The sequence below is a fragment of the Streptomyces sp. NPDC030245 genome (assembly GCF_055572995.1).
Map to the genome: position 1 here is coordinate 457,025 of NZ_JBVICF010000003.1, position 22,204 is coordinate 479,228.

The following is a 22,204-nucleotide window of genomic DNA, read 5'->3' on the forward strand; positions in this document are numbered from 1 at the left end:
CAGAGAGGAACAGAAACAGCATGGTGAACGGCATGCTCGCCGCCGGAAAGACCCTGGTGGCCGAGTCGGGGGAGAAGCTCAAGGTCGCCGACCTCTTCGGCTCGGGCGGCCAGGGCGAGGTCTACCGCGTCCAGACGGCCACCGGGGACCGGGCGGTCAAGTGGTACTACCCCCAGCTGGCGGACGCCCGCCAGCGGGAGATCCTCGAAGGGCTCATCGCCAAGGGCTGGGACGACCCGCGCTTCCTGTGGCCCCGCTCCATCGTCATGGACCCCGAGGGCAAGCAGCCGGGCTTCGGCTACCTCATGGACGTACGCCCCGCACGCTTCTGCGACCTGCCCGCACTGTTCCGCCGCGACCCGTCGGTGGCGTCCGCGACGATGCGCACCCTGGTCACGGTGGCGCTGCACACCGTCGAGGCCTACCGCGCCCTGCACTCCCGCGGCATCGCCTACCGCGACATCAACTGGGGCAACATCTTCTTCGACCCGCGCACCGGTGACGTCCTGATCTGCGACAACGACAACGCCGTCGTGGAGGGCGCCGAGGCCGCCGTCGCGGGCACCATGGACTTCATGGCGCCCGAGCTGGTCCGCGGCGACAAGGGCAAGGAGCCCGGCACCCAGACCGACCTGCACTCCCTGGCCGTGCTGCTCTTCCTGCTCCTGATGAACGACCACCCGTTCAACGGCGCCCTCGCCCTGAACATCCGCTGCATGGACGAGGCCGCCAAACGCCGGCTGTACGGCACCGACCCGGTCTTCGTCTACGACCCGAACGACACCCGCAACCGCCCGGTGCCCGGCGAGCAGCCGACCGTCGTGGCGACGTGGGGCGCGCTGCCGAAGATCCTGCGCGACCTGTTCGTCCACACGTTCACCACGGGTCTGAGCAACCCCACGCAGCGGGTGCGCGAGACGGTGTGGCGCGACGCGCTCAGCCAGGTCCTCGACGCCATCACGCAGTGCGGCGCCTGCGGCAAGCAGAACCTCACCCAGCCCGACGGCGCGCCCCCCAACTGCTGGAAGTGCCGCACCACCCTGACGCTGCCGCCCCGCCTCGAACTGGTCACCGGCACGGGTTCGCTCCGCACCAGGCGCGGCATCCGCCTCGCGCCGAGCGCCCGCGTCTACGCCCACCACCTGCGCGACGACCCCGACCGCCACGACTTCTCCGCCGTGGTCGGCGAGGTCACCGAACACCCCCAGCAGCGCGGCCGCTTCGGCCTCACCAACCGCACAAAGACCGTCTGGACGGCCCGCAAGGACGACGGCACGGTACGCGACGTCGACCCCGGCAAAACCATCGCCCTCCGCTCGGGCCTCCTCATCGAGTTCGGCGGCGGGACGGAGGCGGTGGTGAAGGAGTGAGACGACGCCGTTCCCCGGCTGGGGCCTTGTCACCGCCTCCCGGGTGAGGGCTGGCTGATACGGGACAACACCTGGTCAGCCAGCCTCTGCGGACTCAGCTCACCGTCCAGGAACACCGTGTCGCCGGGCAGGGTGTCGGCGGCGGCCATGCACGCCTCGATCCTGCCCTTGCACCAGCGTCGAGTCCGCTCGTCCTGTTCGGGGTCGTCCGGCGTGAAGCTCCGGCCGTCGATCCGCTGCTCCAGGACCTCTCGGGAGACCTTGAGGAAGAAGTGGTGGAGGGGGATGCCCGCGTCCTTCAACGCGTCGAAGATCTCCCGGACGTACCCGGAGTTCACCAAGGTCATGGGCACCAGAACAGGGCGGCGGTACTCCTGGACCAGGCCCACCGCCAGGTCGGCGACCTGCCGTCGCCACAGCTTGAGGTCCTGGAAGTCGCCGGTCGGCACCTCCACGATCCCCCGCAGCACGAAGCCGACCATCTCCGGGTCATAGACCAGCGCCTCGGGCCAGCGCCCGCGCAACTCGTCCACCAGTGTGGTCTTCCCGCTGCCGAACGCACCGTTCACCCAGACGAGCAACACGACCTCCCCGCCCTGTCGTCGTGCCCGCGTGTCGGGCCGACGCATCGGATCAGCATGCCTCCGGGGGCTCGGGCGAAGCCAGTCCTCAAGGCCCGATGCCCCCTCGATCAGACGCTCTCTCCCCGACCGACGGAGAAGGCCCCCGCAGCAGCCGCCAGCACCGCCGTCTCCGCGGCCCGTTGCGGGAGTTGCGGGTCCGGGGCGGCGCGCAGGAGTACCAGATGGTGGTAGAGCGGTGCCGTGGCGGCGATCAGGAGGCTCCGGGCGTCCGTGGGCTGTGCGGGGAGTTCGCCACGGGCGATGGCGCGCTCGACGAGGATCTCGCACTGGGCGTACCGGTCCGCCCACAGCTGCGTCTGGGCGCTCGCGGCCTGTTCGGAGTGGAACGAGGCGGCCATCAGGGCGACGGCGAGCGAGGGCCGTACGAGCAGGGATTCCTGGATCTCCTGGTTGAGGGCCGTCAGGTCGGTGCGGAGGGAGCCGGTGTCCGGTGGCTGCCAGTCGATTTCGCCGGCGGCGTCGATGACGTCGGCGAGCAGGCCGCCGACATCGCGCCACCGCCGGTAGACCGTGGCGCGGTGCACTCCGGCGCGCGTCGCGACGCCCTCCATCGTGAGCCCTTCGTGACCGCCTTCGGCGAGCTCGGCGCGCACCGCGTCGAGCACCTGGGCGCGGACGCGGGCGGTGCGACCGCCCGGACGGCGGTCCGGCGTCGTGTCCAGTGGGTCTGTCATCGGCAATCAGTATCCGGTTGATCAAGGCGGCAGGGCTGTGTCAGCATCTTAACGCGACAGATGTCGCTTTGTCTCCGTGAGAGAGGGGCTGCCTCCGCGATGCCAACCGTTCCCGCCGACCCCACCGTGCTCCACCCGATGCCCGAGCATCCACGCGTGGTCCTGCTCAAGCCGCTGGTGACGTCACCGCTGATCGAGGTCGGTGACTTCACCTACTACGACGATCCGGACGCCCCGACCGCGTTCGAGACGCGCAACGTCCTGTACCACTACGGCCCCGAGCGGCTCGTCATCGGCAAGTACTGCGCGCTGGGGACGGGCACCCGGTTCATCATGAACGGCGCCAACCACCGCATGGACGGCCCTTCCACCTTCCCGTTCCCCACCATGGGGGGCTCCTGGGCGGACCACTTCGACCTGATCACCGACCTGCCCGGCCGGGGCGACACGGTCGTCGGCAACGACGTGTGGTTCGGCCACGGCGCCACGGTCATGCCCGGCGTACGCATCGGCCACGGCGCGGTCATCGCCGCCGGCGCCGTGGTCACCGGCGACGTCCCGGACTACGGCATCGTCGGCGGCAACCCCGCCCGGCTCATCCGCACCCGCTACGACGCCGCCGACGTCGACCGGCTCCTCGCCGTGGCGTGGTGGGACTGGCCCGTGCGGCACATCACCAGGCACGTACGGACGATCATGTCGGGCAGCGTCGACGACCTGGAGGAGGCCGCCGCGCAGATCGACAAGGACTGACGGCGTGGCCGCGCCACACCACCCGCTCCCGTCCCGCACACCGTCCGCTCCGTCCCGCGCCAGAAACGAGTGATCGACCATGTCCCGTCGCCGCGCCCATGTCGCGATGGTCGGCGTCCCCGTCGTCAGCCACGTCCTGCCCAGCCTCGCGCTCATCCGTGAGCTGGTGGCCCGCGGGCACCGGGTCACCTACGCCAACGACCCGTTCGTGGCCGACCGGATCGAGTCCGCCGGGGCGGAGCTGGTGCCCTGCACCTCCACGCTGCCCGTCGAGGACAACGCCTGGCCCGCCGATCCCATCGCCGCGGCGAGCCTCTTCCTCGACGACGCCGTCCAGGCGCTCCCGCAACTGCACGCCGCCTACGACGACGATCCCGCCGACCTGTACCTCTACGACATCGGTGCCTATGCCGCGCGCGCCCTCGCCGAAGCGCAGGGCCGTCCCTCGTGCAGCTGTCCCCGACGTTCGTCGGCTGGGACGGCTACCAGGAGGAAGTGGCGGCGCACCTGCGGAAGCTGCCCGGCGCCGACGCGTACCGGGACAGGTTCGCACGGTGGCTCGCCGACTGCGGGGCGACCACCACGGACGTGGACACGTTCTCCGGGCCGCCCGCCCGGGCCCTCGCCCTGATCCCGCGAGCGATGCAGCCGCACGCCGATCGAGTCGACACCGAGACGGTGACCTTCGTCGGCCCCTGCTTCGACACCCGGGCGGACCCGGACGGCTGGACCCGCCCGGCGACCGCGGACAACGTGCTGCTGATCTCGCTCGGCTCGGCATACACGCGTCAGCCCGCGTTCTACCGCCAGTGCATCGCGGCCTTCGGTGACCTGCCCGGCTGGCACGTCGTACTCCAGATCGGCAAGTACACCGACCCCGAGGAGCTCGGCACCATCCCGCCCGGCGTCGAAGTGCACTCCTGGGTCCCGCAACGGGCGATCCTGGCGCAGGCCGACGCCTTCGTCACCCACGCCGGCATGGGTGGCTGCGGCGAAGGGCTCCTCGCCGGCGTTCCCATGATCGCCGTGCCGCAGGGAGCCGAGCAGTTCATGAACGCCGACCGCCTCGTGGAACTCGGCGTCGCCCGCCGCGTGGACACCGCTGACGCCACCGCCGAGACCCTGCGCGCGGCGCTGCACGACCTGCTCACCGACCCGGAACGCGCCGACCGTTCCAAGGAGTTGCAGGCCGCCGCACGGGCCGAGGGCGGCACCCCGCGCGCCGCCTACCTCATCGAGGACATGCTGGCCGCCGCCGAGGGCCCCGCACTCTGAAGCGCTGCCGCTGTCCCGGCGCACACGCCCGGCCCTCTCAAGGGCCTGCCGGCCGGCGTCGGCGGCGCCAGTGCCGACGCCACCACGTCGTCCAGCGGGACAGGGCGGGCGGTGGTGGGGGTGGCGGCGGGGGCGGGGGCGCCGAGGGCAGGACGGTGCTGGTCGGGGCAGTAGGGATCGCCACCGCGTCGGGGCGGGGGAGCGGGGTCACCGTGATGGTGCACTCCGTCGCCGGGACGGGGACGACGACGGGATGTCCGGCGCGGTGCGTGCTGCGCGCGACGCGCCGCTCTCCGCCCCGCTGCCCGTCGGTCCACGCCGCGCGCACGAGGACCGCGGGCTCCGGCCAGTCGAAGTGCAGCTCGGCGCGGTCGGCGGCGATGCGGCGGGCCGTCAACTGCCGTACCTGGGCCGGGTATTCGATGACGACGCTGGGACCCGACACCGCCCGCTCGCCCAGGACGCTCACCGCCGTGACCCTGACCCGCTGCTCGGGCGCCGGCGTCAGCTCGACGTACGACTCGGCGCCCACCGCCGTCGCCGGGATCCGGTCCACGAGGCCCACGACGTCGGAGACGTCCGTGCCCGGCTCGACGGGCCCCGCCGACCACGGCAGGAGCAGGCCGTCGCCGAGGGCGGGCGGCCGCCAGGCGATGGTCACCCGCTCGCCGTCCGGATGCCGCCGCACGGTGAGCTCCTCCACCGGCGAGGGCCACTGCTCGGCGCGGGCGGTGACGGTCACACCGCGGGACCAGACGAGGTCGCCGTCCGGATCGCGGTAGCCGCAGCGCACTTCGTACGTGTACGTCCCCGGGGCGAGCGGCACGTCGAGCACCCGGTCGTGCTCGCACGGCACCCGCACCAGGGACGCCGCTCCCCAGCCGCCGGTGTCCGCCCCGGCCCCCGACCGCGTCACCCGCACCTCGGCCGCCGCCGGGTCGGGCCGCCACCGCAGGAGCAGCCCGCCCGGCACGACGGCGGCGCGCGGCTCCGTCACCACCGGGGTGAGCAGCACCGGGGCGGTCACGCGCGGCACACCGGCGAGGCGGTCCCCGCGCAGCGGGACGACGGCGTACCGGAGGGTCCTGCCGACGGGCGCGTCCGCGTCGACGGAGCCGAGGCCCCTCTCGCCCGCCGCCGTCTCGACGGCCAGGTGCGGGGCGCCGTCGGGGAAACGCAGGACGCGGTACGAGACGTCGTCGAGTCGGCCGCCGCGCTCGGGCGCGCACCAGGACAGGCGTACGGCGCGGTCGTCGGGCACGGCCGTCACCCGCGTGCCCGCCGGGGCGAAGGCGTCGTCGGCGAGGAGCGCGGCCACGCGCAGCAGCCCCACCTGGGCCTCCGGGTCGTCCCGGGCCAGGCGCAGCGCGCCGAGCCAGGCGTCCGCGGCCGTGCGCAACGCGCCGCCGGCCTCCGCCGCCGCGGCGTCCGCCGCGAGCCGCCCGACCTCGTCGGCCCGCGCGCGGACCCCGTCGACGAGTGCGGCGAGGCGGTGGTCGGCCGGCCCGTCGGGGTACTCGGACGCGCGCGGAAGCCGCGCCACGAGCCGCTCCGCCGCGCGCAGCCGCACGCCGGGCCACACGTCGTTGAGGGTCTCGGCGGCATGCCGGGCGGGGCCGGTCGCGGGAAACCCGGCGGCGACGGCCGCGGCGAGCGCCCCCGCCTCGCTGCGGTGCACACCGAGGGCGACGGCGTCGGCCTCGCCGGGCCGCTCGCCGCCGTCCCTGAGAAGGCAGCACAGCTCCCACAGGACCAGGCGCCGCAGCCCCATCGCGTCGTCCCGCACCAGGGTCTCCAGCGTGTCCACCACGGCCGCGGCGGTGTCGGCCCGCGGATCCGACGAGGAGAGCCACCGGCCGCGCGCCCGCCGGACGAAGGGCAGGTCGACGCGGTGCCAGAGGCCGCCGCGGCCCGGGAACCAGAGCCCGTCGAGGACGCGGAAGCCGTCGTCCGTACGGGCCTTGGGGAGCGTGCCGAACACGGTGTCGTGCGCGGGGGCGGGGGTGGGTGCGCGCAGGGCGTCCGCCGCGTGCCGGAAGTTCAACTGGAGCATGGCGTCGCGGAGTTGCACGTAGCCGCGCAGGCCGGGGCAGCGGGGCAGGACGGGCAGCGGCGGGCGCGCGCCGCTCGCCTTCGGGTGCTCGCCGGGACGCAGGACCGCCATGGCTCAGCCGCCCGGCGCCGTGTAGAAGTAGACGCGGACCACCGCGGTCTCCGCGCGTTTGCCGAGGCTGTGGTAGTCGTCCGTCGCCGTCTTCCCGGTGAACATCTCCGGACGGGCCTTGCCCAGCAGGCCGTTGACGCGGTGGGCGTAGGCCGTACCGTTCGAACTGCCGCCGAAGGTGAGGACGAGCGCGGCCTCGCGCCCCGCCCACGTGCGGGTGTCCTTCCTGATCTGCTCGACGAGGTCGCCCTTGTCCCGGCCCGCCACCTCGAACTCCCGCGGACGCCGGTCCACGGCGCGCGGCCCCGTCGGCGTGGGTGTGGCCGAACCGCTCTTCGACGGGCGGGGCTCGGGCCGGTCGTCGGCCTGCGGGTCGGGCCGGTCGGCCATCGACACCAGCGCGAGCACGAGCAGCAGGTCGGCGAAGAGCCACCCCGCGAGCACGACGACCCCGGGCCGGCCACCGCGCCGCCGCGGGGTGCGGCCGCCTCGGCTCACGCGGCGCCTCCGTCCCGCGGGCCCGGCGGCGGCAGGCGCGTGGTCGGGGGATCGAGCGGCGCGTCGAGCGGTACGTCCGGCGACGGATCCAGTGGCGTGTCGAGGGGCGGGCTCTGCACGGGCACGGAACTCCCGGGAGCGGGGCTGTGGTTGCCGTACGCCGCGTCGGGCGAGCGACTGCCGCCGTTCACGGATCCGCCATTGCTGCCGTACGCCCCGTCGCCCCCTCCGTACGCCCCGCCCCGCGGCGACAGCGCGGGCAGTGCGCCCGCCAGCGTGTCGATACGGGCGTCGAGGCGGGCGGCCGCGTCCTGCCAGTGGGCCGCCGCCGCGTCCCAGCGCTCCGTGGCCTCACGCATGCCGTCCACCGCGTCGCCCGTGCGCCCGGTGCTCGTCACCAGGGCCCGCGAGGCCAGCTCGGTCGCCTTCGCCACCGACTCGGACTTCGCGACGAGCGACTGCTGGGCCGCGACGAGGGCCTTGAGGGACGCCTCGACCGTGTCGCCCGCCGCCTTGACGTGGTCGGCGATCCCGCGGGCCGCGAGCGCGTTGGCGCGCCCCGCCTTGGCGGTCTCCTCCGTGCCGGTGCGCAGCGTGGTGTTGATGCGGTCCGCCGCGTCGCCGAGCTTCGGCACCTCCTTCGTGAGGGACTGCGCCGCCTGCTTGAGCGCGTCGGTGGCCTGGCCGACCGAGGTCGTGGCGCCGGTGAGCGCGTTGTGGCTCCGCTCCGCCCTGTTCGTCAGCTGCTGCATCTTCAGGGCGGCCTTCGTGAGCTCCGCGGTGAACTGCTGGGGCGACGCGCTGCGGTGCGACGCGAGCAGCATCTGCGTGCGCGTGAGCACCGACGCCAGCTCCGCGAGCAGCCGGTCCTGCTCCGCCTCCCGCGCGTCGTCGGCGCGCTCGGAGCGCACCCGCACGCGCGCGTGCCACACGGAGAGCCCCACGAGCAGGGCGATCAGGAGGACCGCCATCAGCGCCACGTTCTCGAAGCGGCCGAGCGACGAGAGGTGCCCGCCGAAGCCGGACTGCCACAGCTGGAGGAAGGGGCGCGTGGACTGCTCGGAGTCCTCGTCGGCGAGTTCCCCGTACGCGCGCACGGCCTCCCGCAGGCCGAACCAGGTGATCAGCAGCGGTACGAAGACGAGGACTCCGAGGGCCGCCTCCAGGAGGCGGTCGTGCCGCCCCGGCCGCAGGTCGGGGGCGACGCGGACGCTCTCCGGACGTACGTACGTCTGGACGAGGTCGATCTCAGCCCACCGGTCGAGCCGGTTGTCGGAGCTCAAGTCCTCGTGCAGCACGGCCAGTTCGGCCGATCGCGGCGTGAGCGCTGGCAGGCCCGCCAGCCGCCGCAACTCCTTGACGATCAAGGCTTTGTCGAGCAGTTGTGCGGGCGTCAAACGGAACCCTCCCTGGCTTACGGCGTGCTGGTGCTCTGCCTACGGTTTGCTGCGAAGTGCCTCACGTGGGCGGATCGAGGGGCCTCTGCCCGAGGACGTCCCCCCTGCCCCGCCGGTTCCTGCCGTCACGGTTCAACCGCCGCAACAGCGCGTCCGCCTCGGCGTGTTCAGGGTCCCATGTAAGACACTTCCCCAGGGCCTCTATCGCCTCATCCCGCGCACCGCGCCGGTCCAGTTCCACGGCGTGCCGGAAGGTGCGCTCGGCGAGCAGGCCGCGTACGCGCACGTTCGTCGGATCGTGGTTGTACGCGCAGTTGAGCCACCGCTCGGCGTCGGCGAAGTGCTCGGGCGCCATGTCCGCCATCGCGGCCGCGCAGTGCACGTCGATCATCGCGTCCAGCATGTCGGCGCCGGTCGGCCGCGTCGCCGCGTCCTGCCACGCGAGGTGCGCGGCCTGTACGGCGTGGTCGTACCGGCCGAGCGACAGGAGGGCCCGCGCGCGGGCGAGCCGACGCCGGGAGCCCTGGTCGAGGGCCGCCCCGGAGACGGAACCGGAGGCGGGCCCGGCGGGCGGCGGCGCGGCCTCGGCCGTCATGGGGGGCGGGGCGGTGTCGGGGGCGGGCGGTTCGTGTACAGGTGGTGCGTGTGAGGGTGGTTCGTGTACGCGGGGTTCATGTGCGGGTGGTCCGGGTGCGGCTGACGGCGGGGGACGGCGGTCCAGCTCGTCGAGCAGCTCCCGCGCCTCCGCGATGATCTCCCGCAGCAGCGCGGCCGCATCCCCCTCCCGCCCCTGCCGGACCAGCATCCGCGCCTGCCGCAGCTCCCGCCCGGCGCGCTCCTCACGCCCGGCGGTGTCCGCGACCTGTACGACATCCGGCTCCCGCCCGCCATCCACACTCCGCCCGGCACCCGCACCCCCTCCGGCACCCACACCCCCCGCGTCACCCACCCCACTCCCGCCCCCGCCCCGCGCGTCAGCCGAAGCGGCACCCCCGCGCGCACCCCCCGACTCCGGCCCCCGCCCCTCCAGCCCCACCAGCGTCGCCGTGAGGGGTGGTGCGTCGGAGAGGGTGTCGTGGGTGGAGCCGGAGGGTTCCAGGGGGCCCTCCTCCAGGGCGGCGGGGCCGGTCGACGCCGCGCCGCCCGCGAGGCGCACCGCGTGCTTCAGGGCGCCCAGCGCGAGGAGTTCCGGCGGCGCCTGCACGCTCTGTCCGCCGAGCCCCGCGACCCGTGAACGCACCTGTTCCATCCGGGTGTTTCCGCCCACGAGCAGCAGCGTGTCCACGTCCGACGACGTCATCCCTGACTGGTCGAGCAGCGCCTGGGCCCGGTCGAGGGTGCGCCCCACGTGCCGGTCCAGATACGCGTCGAGGTCCGGCCGCGCGAACCGCACCCAGAGCGCGGGCCCGTGGCCGAGCTCCAGGTCGAGCACGGCCGCCTCGGGGCCGCCCGGTGCGCCGAGCGCCTCCCGCGCCTCCTGCCCGCGCGCGCGAAGCCCCTGCCAGACGGCCGCGTCGACCCCGGTGACCGAGGCCGCGCCACGGTGCCTGCGCAGCAGCCGCACCGCCGACGACAGCGTCTCCGCGTCGAAGGCGCGCCCGCCCGACGTCGCACCGCCCTCGTAGCCGAGGGAGCGGAAGTGGCCGCGGACACTGCGGATCAGACCGAGCTCGTACCCCTCGTACCCCATGCCGTAGACCAGGCACGTCCCGCTGTCCCGGTCCGTCATGCGGCCGATCACCGCGGCCATGGAGTCGCTGACGAGCCGCGCCGGGTCGAGGCCCGCCTCGCGCGCCGCGTCCCGCAGCGCCGCCCGCTGCGCCGAGCCGAACCGCGCGGGCACACTGATCACGGTCTGTGCCACGCGCCCCGGCGCCGCCGCCTCCACGCGCTCCCGTACGGACCGCAGCAGCCGCACCACGACCCGGTCCGCGTCGACCGGCTTGCCCCCGATGTGCACCGGACGCCCGCTGCCCAGGCGGCTCTTGAGGCTCGGGAAGGTCACCGGGAGTTCGCCCATGTCGGCCGGCTCGCACAGCAGCCACGGCCCGTCGCCCCACTCCGCGTCGAGCCGCCGCCCCGGCCCGTTCGGCAGGGCGTACAGCGCGCGGATGCCCGTGGCGCCGAAGTCGATGCCGAGGCTGACGGGCGCCGCCGTGCCCGCCGCGGGCCGCGCCTGTGTCATCCGCCCGCCGTCTCTTCGGCGAACCGCAGGATGCCCTCGTAGTCCGGCTTGTCGGGCAGGGTCGGCACGGCACGCTCGGACTGGGCGAGCGCGACCAGGTTCACGAGGTTGCGGGCCTGCTGGGCGGTCCCCACGCTGTTGCCCTGGCGGTGGGCCTGTTTGACGTACTCGACCGCTTCGTTGATCTGCCGGACCGTCTCCGGAGGCGCGCCCTCGGAGGCGAGCTCGGCCTGCCGGAACTGGCTGGCCAGACCGCACTGCCGGTACATGTCGTCGAGCAGCAGCTCGGTGAGGCGCTTGTACTCGCCGCTGTCGCCCATCGCGACCGCCCGCTGCGCCTGCTCGATGTCGCGGCGCACCTTCATCGCCTGCACCGGCTCGATGTAGGGCCCGTACCGCTTCAGGAAGTGGTCGGCCTCCCGCTCGGCGAAGCCCAGCTGCTCGCGCAGCACCGCGCTGTCCAGCTCCTCGACGGGCTCGGGCGGCGGGGTGCGCGGCTTCTCCCTGCTCGGAGTGGCCTCGTGGACCATGTCCGTGCCGCGCACCGAGATCCGCACCGTGATGATGCGGTCCGCCGAGTAGTTGAAGGAGACGTCCACCTGCCGGTTGACCTCGATCTCCTGCGGCAGCTCGAACTCGACGACGCCCTGCTCGTGGTTCTCGCTGGCCACCTTGCTGTCGCCCTCGTAGACCGGCACGCGGATGCGGCGGCTGTCGGTGGCGTGGAAGGTGCGCCGGCGCGGCTCGGAGAGCGGATAGGGCGAGCCGGCCTCGATGATCTCGACGAACACGTCGCGCTGACTGCCCTTGATCGCGGCGATGCCCATCGCCATCGGCGTCGACTCGTACAGCCCCGTGTCGCCCTTGGAGCGCCCGTCGGCGAGGCTGCGGCCGCAGGCCCCGCACGCGTCCGCCCCGTACTCGTTGACCTTGGCGCACTCCGCGTCCGAGCACTCGACGCCGCGCAGCGTCTCGGCGAGCACGCCCGCGCCGAAGGCGACGCACTCCATGGGGTTGATGTTCCTGCGGACCTTGTCGGCGCCGAAGAACGCCTCGACCGCCTCGTACACCGGGCGGGTGAGCGTGCCGCCGCCCACGAGGAGGACGTCGGAGATGTCGTCGGTGGAGAGTTCGTAGCGGGCCAGGGACTCCTGGACCAGATCCATGGTGCGGGCCACCAGCGGCGCGATCATCCCCTGGAACTCGCCGCGCGTCAGCTTCATCTCGACGTCGAGGACACCGTTCTCGCTGCGGTACGCCGCCGGGATCACGATGTACGCCTCGGGCATGTCGTTCAGCTCCCGCTTGGCGCGCTCGGCGGCCTTCTTCGCCTGGAACAGGAAGCCCTTGTCCCCGGCCGGGTCCACGTGGTGCTCCTCCCGCATCCACGCGATGATCCGCTCCACGATCGCCAGGTCGAAGTCGTCGCCGCCCAGCCAGATGTCACCGGCCGCCCGCAGGACCTGGAACTGGCTGTGGCCCTCCTGGTCCTTGACCGTGTTGAGGATCGAGATGTCGAAGGTGCCGCCGCCCAGGTCGTAGACGAGGACCCGGCTGCGCGCCCCGCCCGGCTTGTGCAGGCCGAAGGCGACCGCGGCCGCCGTCGGCTCGTCGACAATCTTCTTCACCACCAGGCCCGCCTTCTCGGCGGCCTCGCGCGTCGCGGCCCGCTGCGCGTCCCGGAAGTAGGCGGGCACCGTGATCACGGCGTGCGTCACGGGCTCGCCGAGGACCCGCGAGGCGTCCCTGACCAGCTTGTCCAGGATCACGCTGGAGATCTCCGCGGGGGTGCGGGCGCGCCCGCCGAGCAGCACGTACGCCCGCGGGTCGTCGTCGGGGCCCTCCACGATCTCGTAGCTCATCCGGTCGCGCGCCCGCGCCACCGACGCGTCGGCGAAGTCCCTGCCCATCAGGCGCTTGACGGAGACGATGGTCTCCTTGGGCTGCCTGACCGCCCAGTTCAGCGCGTCCTCGCCGACCAGCGGCTGGTCCTTGCCGTCACGGTGCATGACGCCGACCACGGACGGCGTGAGCCGCTCGCCCTTGCTGTTGGTGAGCACCGCGATGTCCGCGCGGTGCGGATCGTGGGCGGCGACCGCGCTGTTCGTGGTGCCGAGATCGATACCGATGGCTTTCATTCCCGCTCCGTCCCTTGCTCCGTGCCGCCGTCGGCGGCGACCACCACCCGGGCGGCGCGCAGCACTTGCCCCCGGTACCGGTATCCGCGCCGCACCACTTCCAGGACCTCGTCGCCGGCCGCTCCGGGCGGCGCGGCGCGCACCTCGACGATGTGGTGCGTGGCCGGTTCGGCCGGCTCACCGACGTGCCCGACGCGTTCGAACCCCTCCTCCGCCAGGTCCCTCTCCAGCTGTCCGGCGATCAGCGCCAGGCTTCCGCGGTACGTCTCCACATCGCTCGCCGCGCCGTCGGCGAGGAGCCGGTCGAAGGAGTCGAGGGCGTCGGCGCAGCGCAGCAGCAGCCGCTCGGTGAGCGCGCGGTGCGCGGCGTCACGGGCGGCCAGGTCGCGGGCGTGCTCGTAGGCGAGCCGGGCCGTGGGGTCAGACATCGAACCGGATCAGGTCGAACAGCTCGCTCAGGTCGTCCGTGGCGTGCGCCGCGCCCTGCGGGGCCGGTTCCGGCCCGGCGGCGATCGCCCGGTCGATCCCGGCCACCGCCAGGGGGACTTCGGCGGCCGGGTCCACGTCGTACAGGAACAGGTCGACGAGCAGTCTGCGGCGTACACCGCGCAGCTCGTCCCACGCCTGCTGGGTGACCGGCGTCATCAGATGCCGGGCCAGCAGCTCGAAGGAGACGTCCTGCATGTCCTTGTGGGACGTCCAGGGAGTCACACCCACCGGGGCGAGCACTTCGTAGGGCGAGGGTCCGCCCCCGTCGGCGGAAGGGTCCTCGATCACGCGACGCTGCCTCCTTCTCCGTCATCGAGTGGCTTGGTGTCCGGGACGAGTTCGGCGAGCCAGCGGTGCACGGCGTCGAGCAGGGCCCGTCTGATCCGGCTGTCGGTGGGCTCCGCGCGCGTGGCGCGGATCAGATGGTGCAGGGCCCACAGGATGTCGCCGCGGCGCAGCGCCCGCTCCGCCCGGTCGGTCAGCTCGGCCGCCCACGACGCCAGGTCGTTGTCGTCGGGCGGCGCCTCCTGGCCGTCGCTGCGGATCAGGGCGCCCATGCCGGCGACGCCGAGGTGCCGGGTGAGCAGCTTCTCCAGCTCGTCGAGGGCCTCGCCGAGCGTCTCGCGGTACCGGTGCGTCAGCGCCTGGCCGAGGCCCACGTCGAGGAGGCCGAGCGCCTCGTGCAGCAGCTTCAGACGGGAGGGCACCTCGTACGTCCGCTCGTCGAGGGTGAAGACGAAGGCCCGCGCGAGGTTGTCGCGGGCGTGGCTCGACTCCGGGTTGAGGGCGAGCGCGCGGCGCAGATCGGCCTCCGCGCCGTGCATGTCGGAGCGCATGCCGTGCTTGGTGCGGGTGTAGCCGCGCCACACGCCGCGCATGGACAGCAACGCGGAGAGTTTCGCGTGCAGTTGGCTGAGCAGCTCCCGGTCGAGCGGGTGCAGGACGGTGAGGGCCGACTCGACGAGCGTGACGGCCTCGTCGAGGCAGCTGCCGAGCTGCACGCCGTCCTCGTCGGTGAGCGCCTCGACGCGGCCGAGCACCGTACGGATCACGGCCTTCTTGGAGCGGGCCTGCATGCCCGCGTTGCGGGACACCTTCACCAGCTCGGCCCAGTGCGCCAACGCCTCGTCGAGACCGCCGTCGCCGCGCGTCAGGGCCGTGATCGCGAGGGCGAGCCGGACGTGCACGGCGAGTTCGACGCCGTCCTGGAGGAGCCGGGCGTGCCGGCGCGGCAGCCGTACGTACGCGGGGTTGCGCCGCAGGAAGTCCTGGCAGTGTTCGCACGCGTCGGTGTGCGCCGCCTGCGACGCGGGGCCGGCGCAGTCCTCGGGCAGAGTGGTCAGGGTGCGGAAGGCGGGCAGCGAGCGCAGCGCCGCCTCGAACTTCCGCACCTCCGACAGCGCGAAGCCCGGCGCCAACTCCGAGAAGGCCCAACGCAGTTCACGGACCGCGTACTCGCCGGGGTCCTTGCCCTGCTGGGCGGCCGCGTCGAGGCCCGCGGCGAGCTCCGCGAGCGGCTCCTGGAGACGCAGCAGCCGCAGATAGCGCGGCCCGCAGGCCAGCGTGGCGCCCGCGCCCGGCACGGACGGCAGACCCCCCACGTCCTTGAGGACGCGCGCACCACCCAGCTCGGACTCCAAGAGGGCGGCCAAGGCCCTATAGGAGTCCGCCTGTTGGGGACGATCCTGCTCGCTGTGCCGCTGTTCGTACGCCGACAGCTGCCCGAAGAGGTGCTGGCTGAGCTCCCAGCGCAGCGACGCCATGTCGTCGTGCGTCACGTCGCGTTCGTAGGCGGCGGCACGCTCGGCGCGCCAGCCGTCCCAGTACTCGTCGTCGCTGAGCAGCGTCGCCCAGTACGCCAGCGCCGACTCCCAGGCCCGCACCGCGTGCTCCCACGCCCCGCTCTGCTCCAGCTCCTGCGCCTGCCACAGCCGGGCGGCGGCCAGCCCGTGCAGTACGGCCATGTCGCCGGGCGCCGCCGTCAGCCGCCGCTCCCACTCGGCGACGGCCGCCTCCCGGTCCCGCGCCAGCAGGAGCAGCAGCGGGGCGTCCTGCGGGGACCGCTCGCACAGCGCGTCGAGGAGGCCGGGCCCGTCGTCCGGCGAGAGCCCCGCCAGCGCGTCCCGCAGGGCGGCGGGGGAGTGCCACCGGTAGAGCAGCGCGTCGAGTTGCAGACGCCGGCCAGGGAGCCGCAGCCGCTCCAGGGCCACCCGCTCGTGCCACGACATGGAGCCGCGCTCCAGGAGGGCGTACGAGGCGTTCTTGACGACGTCCATGGAGGCGCCGGGGTCGACGCCCGCGTCGCGCAGCGCCAGGTACGGGAACGCCTGGTCCCGCACCGCGAACGGGTCGGCGACCAGGGGAGCGCCGGTCAGCCCGTCCGCCCAGGGCAGCAGCCCGACGAGCCGCCGCAGCCTGCGGCACCGCACATCCGCCCGGTCCAGGGCGCCGCCCGCCCGCTCGTACGCGGCGACGGCGGCGCTCCACCGCCCCGCCGCCTCCAGCAACCGGCCCTCCGCGTACGCCAGATGGGCGTCGGCGTCCCGGTACCCCCGGCACTGCCGGAAGGCGTCGGCGGCCCGCTGCCACTCCTGGTGCGCGTCGGCGAGGCGGCCGCGGGCGTAGGCGGCGACGGCGGGCGCGTCCCGGTGGGTCCCCAGCGCGTCGGCCTCGGCGGCCACACCGGCCCAGTCCCCCTCGGCCTCGGCGGCCCGCACGCGCGCGTACCGTCCCCGCGCGGCGACGTCCACGCCCCGCACGCCCTCCCGCTCCAACGCCGCGTACGCCTCGACGACCCGCCGCCAGTCCTCGCCCCCTTCGGCCCCCGCCTCCTCCCCCCGCACCCACACATACCGCCGCCGCACCCCGACATCGGCCCACCCCTCATCCATCTCCCGATAGACATCAAGCGCTTCCTGCCACCGCTCGCCCAGCTCGTGGGTACGGGCGAGGGCGTAGAGGTAGAGGTGGAGGGCTTCGGGGTCGGGGGTAACGCCGGTCCCGGTCCCGGTCTCGGTTGCGGTCCAGGCTTCGGCCCCGACCTCGGCCCCGGCCGCGACCCCGACCCCGGCCTCGGCGCTGGCCGCGACCCCCGCCCCGGAGCGGGGTGTGCGGTCGGCTTCTCTCCCGGGCGTGGGGTTGGTCTCGTCTCCGGGGGGCGGGCCGACCTTCCGCCCGAGGGTGGAGTCGGTCCCGTCTCCGGGTGTGGGGCGGGTGCTCTGCCCGGGTGTGGAGCCGGTCCCTGCTGCGGGTGGCGGGCTGTGTGTCCCGCCCCGGGGTTTCGGGGCGCCGTCCGGGAACGCTCGGCCGTGGATCTCGCAGGCCGACGCCCAGTCACCGTTCTCCTCCGCCCGGCGGCCCTCGGCTTTCCGGCGCAGGGCGCCCACCGCGCCCTCCCGCGCCGCGTCCGGTACGCCGGTGAGGAGGCTGAGCACGGCCGTCCAGTCGCCGCGCAGGTCGGCGGCCACGCGCGCGCGTGCGTAGAGCCGCCGGACACCCACCTCGCCGTCCGCGTAACCGTCGGGCAGCCGCCCGAACCCGTCGATGACGCCGTTCCACTCTCCCCGCGCGTCGGCGGCCCGCCCCCGCGCGTACAACAGCCGGTCCGGTACGTCCCCCATCTCGGACGGCAGCCCGCCGAACAGAGCGAGCGCCTCGTCCCACCGCCCCTCCGCCTGACGGAGGCGCCCCCGGGCGTAGGCACAGAGATCCTGAGCGTCGGGAGGGATGTGTTCCGCCGCCCCGGCGCCCACACACTCCGCGAAGGCCTCCGCCGCGGCGGCCCAGTCGCTCGCGGCCGCCGCCGACCTGCCCTGCGCGTACTGCCGCAGCGGGCGGGTGGCGCGGAAGTCATCCGGCAGGACGACGAGGTGGGAGAGCACGCCCGGCCAGTCCGCGGCGTCCACGCAGGCCAAAGCCGCCTCGTACACATGCGCGCGCAGATCCCCGAGGAACGGCTCCGCGGCACGCCACCCCTGCGCGGCCGCCGCCTCCAGGTCCGCCAGGGCCGCGGCGAACCGGCCCCGTTCCGCCGCGTCGCAGCCGCGCGCATACAGCAGCCGCACGCCACCGTCCAGGAAACCGTCCGCGGCCGCGAAGCTCTCGGCCGCCGCCGCCCACGAGCCGGTCACCTCCGCCGCCCTGCCCGCGCAATAGGCCTCCCACGGGCCGCGGCCGGGCCCCGCCTGCGCGAACGCCTCCCGCGCCGCGGACCAGTCCCCGGACTCCGCCGCCGCCCGCCCCCGCGCGTACGCCGCCCGCGGCGCCGCGTCGTCGACCCCCGCGCACACCGCGTACGCGGACTCGGCCGTACGCCAGTCGGCGCGTTCCTCGGCGGCGCGGCCGGCCACGTAGGAGGACCACGCCGTGGCGACGTCGTGCGCCGGGCGGAGCGCGAGGACGGCCGCGTAGCCGTGGGCCGCGGCGGCCCAGTCGCCCGCCTGCCGTGCCCGCTCGGCGGCCTCGCAGGTACGGACCACGTGCAACTCGTCCCGTGCCGCCGCGAGCCGCTCCGGCACGTCCCGCAGCCCGCCGGGCCGCGCGGCGAGCACCTCCTCGTACCGTTCGATCGCCGTGGTCCAGTCCCCGGCCCGCTCCGCGGCGCGCGCCTCGTCGACGAGGGAGGTGAGCCGCCGCAGCCCGGCGACCTCCGCGGCGAGCGCGCCCGGCACCGGCCCCGGCAGCAGCTCGCGCACCACGTCGAGCTGCGCCTCCGCGGCCGCCGCGTCCCGCTCCCCGGCGAGCAGCGCGCACAGCTTCTCCAACTCGGGCCAGGCCAGCTCGAAGGCGGCCTCGGCCCGCATCCGGCGCTGCTCGTCGGCGTAACTCCGCGTCGCCGTCCGCAGGATGCCGAGGACCTGCCCCCAGTGCCCGAGGTCGCGCTGGAAGCGGGCGGCACCGATCAGGACCGCCGAGCCGACGTGGCCGACGGGGCTCTGGAAGGTCCGCAGCGCGTCCTCGCCCTCGCGCAGCGGATCCGCGGCCGCCCCGGCACCGAACTCGTCGTCCCGCACCTCGCGCGCCTTGAACAGCCAGCCCTGCCGGCACCCCTCGTGCAGGAACAGCGCGGGCGTCGCCCACTCCACCGCCGTGTGCTCCGGCTGGTGGGAGATGCGCAGCCGTGCGGCGGCCACGGCCTCGTCGACGGTCTTGTTGGCCGCGATGCCCTTCAGCAGCTCGGGGCTGAACACGCCCGCCGACACGTCGCTGACCCGCCCCCGCATCGCCACCACGGCGGGCACGCCCCCGCCGATCAGGGCCTGGGCGAGCCCGGAGAACGGTTCGAGGTGCGAACTGTCCGCCCCGGAACAGAGATTGAGGGCGACGAGCCTGAGCCGCCGCGCCTTGAGCAGCATCGCGCTGAGCAGGTCCGCGGGCACCCGGTCGACGCCACCGGTCTCCGTCTCCAGGGCCACCACGCCCTGACCGATCTCCTGGTCGTACGAGCCGTGCGCGATCAGCAGGACGGCCGTGGGGAGTTCGGGGTGCGCACCCAGGGCCGACTCCAGGTTCGCGCGCGTCGCCCGTTCCAACACCGTGGTCTGTACGGCCACTTCGGGCAGGTCCTGGCGGAGCGCGGCCACCTCCGCGGCGGCCCGCAGCGGGGCGAGCCCGCGGGGCGAGGCGCAGGCGACCAGGAGCCGGATCAGGCTCGGCTCGTCCGCGGGTTCGGGCAGCCGCTGCCCCAGCGGGCCGCCCGCCAGCGAACGCACCAACGAGTAGCCGTGGCTGAGGGCGAGCGACTGCTGGGGGCTGCCGGGCGGCGCGCAGAGCGACTCCAGGGGGAGGTCGCGCAGCTCGGGCGGCAGATCGAAGCGGAGGCGAAGGCCGCGCGCCGGACGCATCCGCTGGGCGCGGTCGAGCGCCGCGACGACGCACACCCCGACATGCGCCCCAACCCCTTCACAGGCCTCGTCCGCGTCCTCCTCCTCCGCCGGGCCCGCGTCGCCGAACAGCAGCCGGTAGACGCCCCGGCCGAGCGCCCGCAGCTGGGCCACGGTGTGCTGCTCGCCCATCGGCGCGAGGCCGAGCTCCGCCGAGATCAGCCGGTCCCACTGCTCACGGAACGCCGCGGGTTCCCCGCCGACCGCGATGACCTCGGCGGCGCACGCCGGTCCGTTGGCGGTCACGAGATAGCGGGCCGCGCCGACGCGACGGACCCGGATGCGGAGTTCCTCGTAGGTGAGCACGGCCGTCACTGCTCACTCTCGTCGGACTGCCACATGACGTGGTTGAGGTCGGCGACCGCGGCTTCCCGCTGCTCTTCGAGGTAGGGGTCGTCCGGGAAGTACGCGAGAGCGGCGGTGAGTTGGTCGATGGCCTCGCGCAGGGTCGCCCGCGCGCCCGACAGGCTGCCCGAGCTCCAGCGGGCCAGGGCCAGCCCGCGCAGCACGACACCGAGGCTGACCTGCGCCCGCAGCAGGTGCGGGTTGAAGGCGACGGAGCGGCGCAGGTCGGCGGCGGGCTGGTCGAGCAGCGCCTCCTCGTCGTTGGCCATGGAGATCCCCCGGTCGGCCAGCACACGCGCCAACTGCCCCTCAAGGCGGGCCCGCTCGTTCGCCCCGATCACCGACCGCGTCACGTCGAGCGTGTCCACGGCGAGGCTCAGCCGCCCCGCGCGGTGTGCCTCGCGCGCCGCGCCGAGCGCCATGTCGACGATGGCGGTCTGCGTCTCGCGGTACCGGTCCAGCTCCCGGCTGTGCACCAGCGCCCGCCGCCAGGAAGCGGCGACGGCCCCGAAGTCGGGCCTGGCGAGGCGCAGTTCATTTCTCCCCATGCTCAACCGCGCCTCCAGAGCCAGCCCGCGTGCGTCGAGGGCGAGCCTGCGGTGCTTGTCCGGAAGCCCCGCGTAACCGGGATTCAACTCGTCGAACCGCGCACACCCCGGCTCACACACGGCGGCGGCTGTGGTCCCGCCCCGCGCCGCCCGACATCCGGAACAACGCAACTCCGCCAGCGCGGCCAGGGCGTCGGGGGCCTTGCCCTGCCCCAGCAGGAGCTGGGCGAATCCGAGTTCGGAGAAGGCGTAGGTGAGGGATGGGGCGGATCCCGCGGGCCCCCCGGCGCCCGGGGCCGTCGCCTCCCGTGCCGCGGCGGGCGAGGGCTTCGTGGCCGTACCGGACGGTGGAGGTGCTGCGGCCGTCCCCGGCGCTCCGGGCGGCAAGGGAGCCGCAGGTGCCCCGAGCGGCGAGGCGGACCCCCCGGGCGCCCCGGTGCCCCCGACCATCGCCTCCCGCGCCGCGGCGAACGCGCCGAACTCCGCCGACATGCCGAGCTCGGCGATCCGCAGGGGCCCGCAGACCAGTGGAGCCCCGCCGCCCGCGGGAGGAAAGCCGCCGACGGCCGCGAGCAGCTTCGCGGCGTCGGCCTCGCGCTGGAGCAGCGGGCCGGGCGCGATACGGGCGGCGGTGTCGTCGTCGGGCACGCGCTGTTCGAGCACCTCGCGCAGCCCGGCGCGCAGGGCGGGCACGAGGGCGGGCTCGACCGGAACGCCGTACCGGCGGGCGGCCGCGGTCCGGACGTGCTCCCAGAACCCGGCGTCGTGCAGCAGGGCGGCCCAGGCGGCGACGCACCGCTCCCAGACGGAAGTGCCCTCGCCAGGGGGCGAGTTGAGCAGGGCCACGGCCAGCGTATGGGTGACCCGGTGATCGGCCGGATCGTGCCGCACCGCGTCACCGAGCAGCGCGACGGCGGAGGCGCGCCGCCCGCCCCGCACCAAGGTCACGGCGTACAGCGGGGCGAAGGGCCAGGGCCCCGGGTCAATCACGCGCGCGGCATCGATGAGCGCACCGGCCCGCCGCCACCGCTCCGGGTCCCGCCGCCACCCCGCTCCGTCCCGCCCCGCCTGTCGCTGCCCGTCTCCATCCCCGGGGTCTCCGTCGTCGGGCCCCGCCAGCGAGGTGAGGGCTGCCCTGCGCAGCCGCAGCGAGACCTCGCGGGCGGAGCGGCCGGAGAGGGCCGCCATGACCCAGCGGGCCTCGTCGTCGAGCGGCCCGGCCAGGGCGGCGGTACGCAGGTCGCTCAGCGCGGCGTCCGGGCGGCCCGCGCGGGCGTGGACGTAGGCGCGCTGGACGAGGCTGCGGCTGTGCGGGACGGCGCAGGCGAGGGACGCGGTGAGGTGGCGCTCCGCCGCGACGAGGTCCCCGCGGTGCGCGGCCGCGCAGCCCAGCCAGTGCAGCGGCCCCGCGGCCGCGGGGCGCAGGCCGTGCGCCCGCTCGAACTCCGCCTCCGCGCCCTCGACCTCCCCACGCGCGAGCCGCACCCGCCCCGCCCCGGTCCACGCCCGCGCAGCAAGCCGAGCACGCCCGACGACGTCACCTTCGGCGGCGTCACCTCCGACCCTGCCACCTCGGACGGCACCATCCCTGGCGGCGCCGTCCCCGACGGTGTCCTCGGCAGTGGCGTCACCTGCGGCGGCTGTACCTGCGGCCCTGTCGCCGCTGGCGGGACCCCTGGCGGCCTCGTCCCCGACGGTGTCCGCGGCAGTGGCCTCACGTCTGGCGGCTGAGCCTCCGGCCCTGTCGCCGCTGGCGGCGCCATCCCTGGCGGCGACGTCCCCGACGGTGTTCTCGGCAGCGGTGTCACCTCTGGCGACTGCACCCCCGGCCCCGTCACCTCT

At 74.7% G+C, this 22,204-nt stretch carries 13 protein-coding genes and 1 pseudogene; 3 read left to right on the forward strand and 11 right to left on the reverse strand.

Features of this window, described 5'->3' with window-relative positions:
* Positions 1-20: 20 nt before the first annotated feature.
* A complete protein-coding gene (locus ACZ4Z4_RS10535; protein WP_468325020.1) occupies positions 21-1,370 on the forward strand; it encodes a protein kinase domain-containing protein in 1,350 nt (449 codons plus the stop codon).
* 29 nt (positions 1,371-1,399) lie between these two features.
* Here ACZ4Z4_RS10535 and ACZ4Z4_RS10540 read toward each other — a convergent pair whose 3' ends face one another.
* Positions 1,400-1,951, reverse strand: coding sequence for an AAA family ATPase (locus tag ACZ4Z4_RS10540; protein WP_468325763.1), 552 nt, complete (start codon positions 1,949-1,951; stop codon positions 1,400-1,402).
* A 110-nt stretch (positions 1,952-2,061) separates the two neighbouring features.
* Complete coding sequence (locus tag ACZ4Z4_RS10545; RefSeq protein WP_468325023.1) at positions 2,062-2,688, reverse strand: TetR/AcrR family transcriptional regulator; 627 nt, start codon at positions 2,686-2,688, stop codon at positions 2,062-2,064.
* A 99-nt stretch (positions 2,689-2,787) separates the two neighbouring features.
* Between ACZ4Z4_RS10545 and ACZ4Z4_RS10550 the strand changes: the two genes are divergently transcribed.
* Both ACZ4Z4_RS10550 and ACZ4Z4_RS10555 read left to right on the forward strand, forming a co-directional pair.
* Complete coding sequence (locus tag ACZ4Z4_RS10550; RefSeq protein ID WP_468325025.1) at positions 2,788-3,441, forward strand: CatB-related O-acetyltransferase; 654 nt, start codon at positions 2,788-2,790, stop codon at positions 3,439-3,441.
* Between the two features lie 79 nt (positions 3,442-3,520).
* A pseudogene (locus tag ACZ4Z4_RS10555) lies at positions 3,521-4,716 on the forward strand (macrolide family glycosyltransferase).
* 37 nt (positions 4,717-4,753) lie between these two features.
* On the opposite strand, the gene ACZ4Z4_RS10560 reads toward ACZ4Z4_RS10555, so the two are convergent.
* The 9 genes from ACZ4Z4_RS10560 to ACZ4Z4_RS10600 form a co-directional block, all read right to left on the reverse strand.
* Positions 4,754-6,880 carry a hypothetical protein gene (locus ACZ4Z4_RS10560; RefSeq protein ID WP_468325027.1) on the reverse strand — a complete coding sequence of 709 codons (2,127 nt, stop codon included), beginning with the start codon at positions 6,878-6,880 and terminating at the stop codon, positions 4,754-4,756.
* A gap of 3 nt (positions 6,881-6,883) precedes the next feature.
* Positions 6,884-7,378 carry a hypothetical protein gene (locus ACZ4Z4_RS10565; RefSeq protein ID WP_468325029.1) on the reverse strand — a complete coding sequence of 165 codons (495 nt, stop codon included), beginning with the start codon at positions 7,376-7,378 and terminating at the stop codon, positions 6,884-6,886.
* Entirely contained in the window at positions 7,375-8,775 is a 1,401-nt protein-coding gene (locus tag ACZ4Z4_RS10570; protein ID WP_468325031.1) for a hypothetical protein, read from the reverse strand. Before ACZ4Z4_RS10570 ends, ACZ4Z4_RS10565 begins: the two co-directional genes overlap by 4 nt.
* Positions 8,776-8,836: 61 nt before the next feature.
* Positions 8,837-10,960: an Hsp70 family protein gene (locus tag ACZ4Z4_RS10575; RefSeq protein WP_468325033.1), complete on the reverse strand. Its 2,124-nt coding sequence runs from the start codon at positions 10,958-10,960 to the stop codon at positions 8,837-8,839.
* Complete coding sequence (locus ACZ4Z4_RS10580) at positions 10,957-13,098, reverse strand: Hsp70 family protein (RefSeq protein ID WP_468325035.1); 2,142 nt, start codon at positions 13,096-13,098, stop codon at positions 10,957-10,959. The genes ACZ4Z4_RS10575 and ACZ4Z4_RS10580 overlap by 4 nt, the downstream gene beginning before the upstream one ends.
* Positions 13,095-13,526, reverse strand: coding sequence for a nucleotide exchange factor GrpE (locus tag ACZ4Z4_RS10585; protein WP_468325039.1), 432 nt, complete (start codon positions 13,524-13,526; stop codon positions 13,095-13,097). Before ACZ4Z4_RS10585 ends, ACZ4Z4_RS10580 begins: the two co-directional genes overlap by 4 nt.
* Positions 13,519-13,875, reverse strand: a complete 357-nt coding sequence (locus ACZ4Z4_RS10590; RefSeq protein WP_468325042.1) for a hypothetical protein — start codon at positions 13,873-13,875, stop codon at positions 13,519-13,521. The genes ACZ4Z4_RS10585 and ACZ4Z4_RS10590 overlap by 8 nt, the downstream gene beginning before the upstream one ends.
* The gene (locus ACZ4Z4_RS10595) at positions 13,872-19,784 is read right to left on the reverse strand and encodes a CHAT domain-containing protein (RefSeq protein ID WP_468325044.1); all 5,913 of its coding nucleotides are present in this window, start codon (positions 19,782-19,784) and stop codon (positions 13,872-13,874) included. Before ACZ4Z4_RS10595 ends, ACZ4Z4_RS10590 begins: the two co-directional genes overlap by 4 nt.
* On the reverse strand, positions 19,781-21,847 hold the full coding sequence (locus ACZ4Z4_RS10600) for a hypothetical protein (protein ID WP_468325046.1): 2,067 nt from the start codon (positions 21,845-21,847) through the stop codon (positions 19,781-19,783). The genes ACZ4Z4_RS10595 and ACZ4Z4_RS10600 overlap by 4 nt, the downstream gene beginning before the upstream one ends.
* Between the last annotated feature and the right edge of the window lie 357 nt (positions 21,848-22,204).

Coding starts and splice junctions, on each gene's coding strand:
- ACZ4Z4_RS10535 (WP_468325020.1), top strand. CDS start 21: ATGGTGAACGGCATGCTCGCCGCCGGAAAGACCCTGGTGGCCGAGTCG.
- ACZ4Z4_RS10545 (WP_468325023.1), bottom strand. CDS start 2,688: ATGACAGACCCACTGGACACGACGCCGGACCGCCGTCCGGGCGGTCGC.
- ACZ4Z4_RS10550 (WP_468325025.1), top strand. CDS start 2,788: ATGCCAACCGTTCCCGCCGACCCCACCGTGCTCCACCCGATGCCCGAG.
- ACZ4Z4_RS10560 (WP_468325027.1), bottom strand. CDS start 6,880: ATGGCGGTCCTGCGTCCCGGCGAGCACCCGAAGGCGAGCGGCGCGCGC.
- ACZ4Z4_RS10575 (WP_468325033.1), bottom strand. CDS start 10,960: ATGACACAGGCGCGGCCCGCGGCGGGCACGGCGGCGCCCGTCAGCCTC.
- ACZ4Z4_RS10580 (WP_468325035.1), bottom strand. CDS start 13,098: ATGAAAGCCATCGGTATCGATCTCGGCACCACGAACAGCGCGGTCGCC.
- ACZ4Z4_RS10585 (WP_468325039.1), bottom strand. CDS start 13,526: ATGTCTGACCCCACGGCCCGGCTCGCCTACGAGCACGCCCGCGACCTG.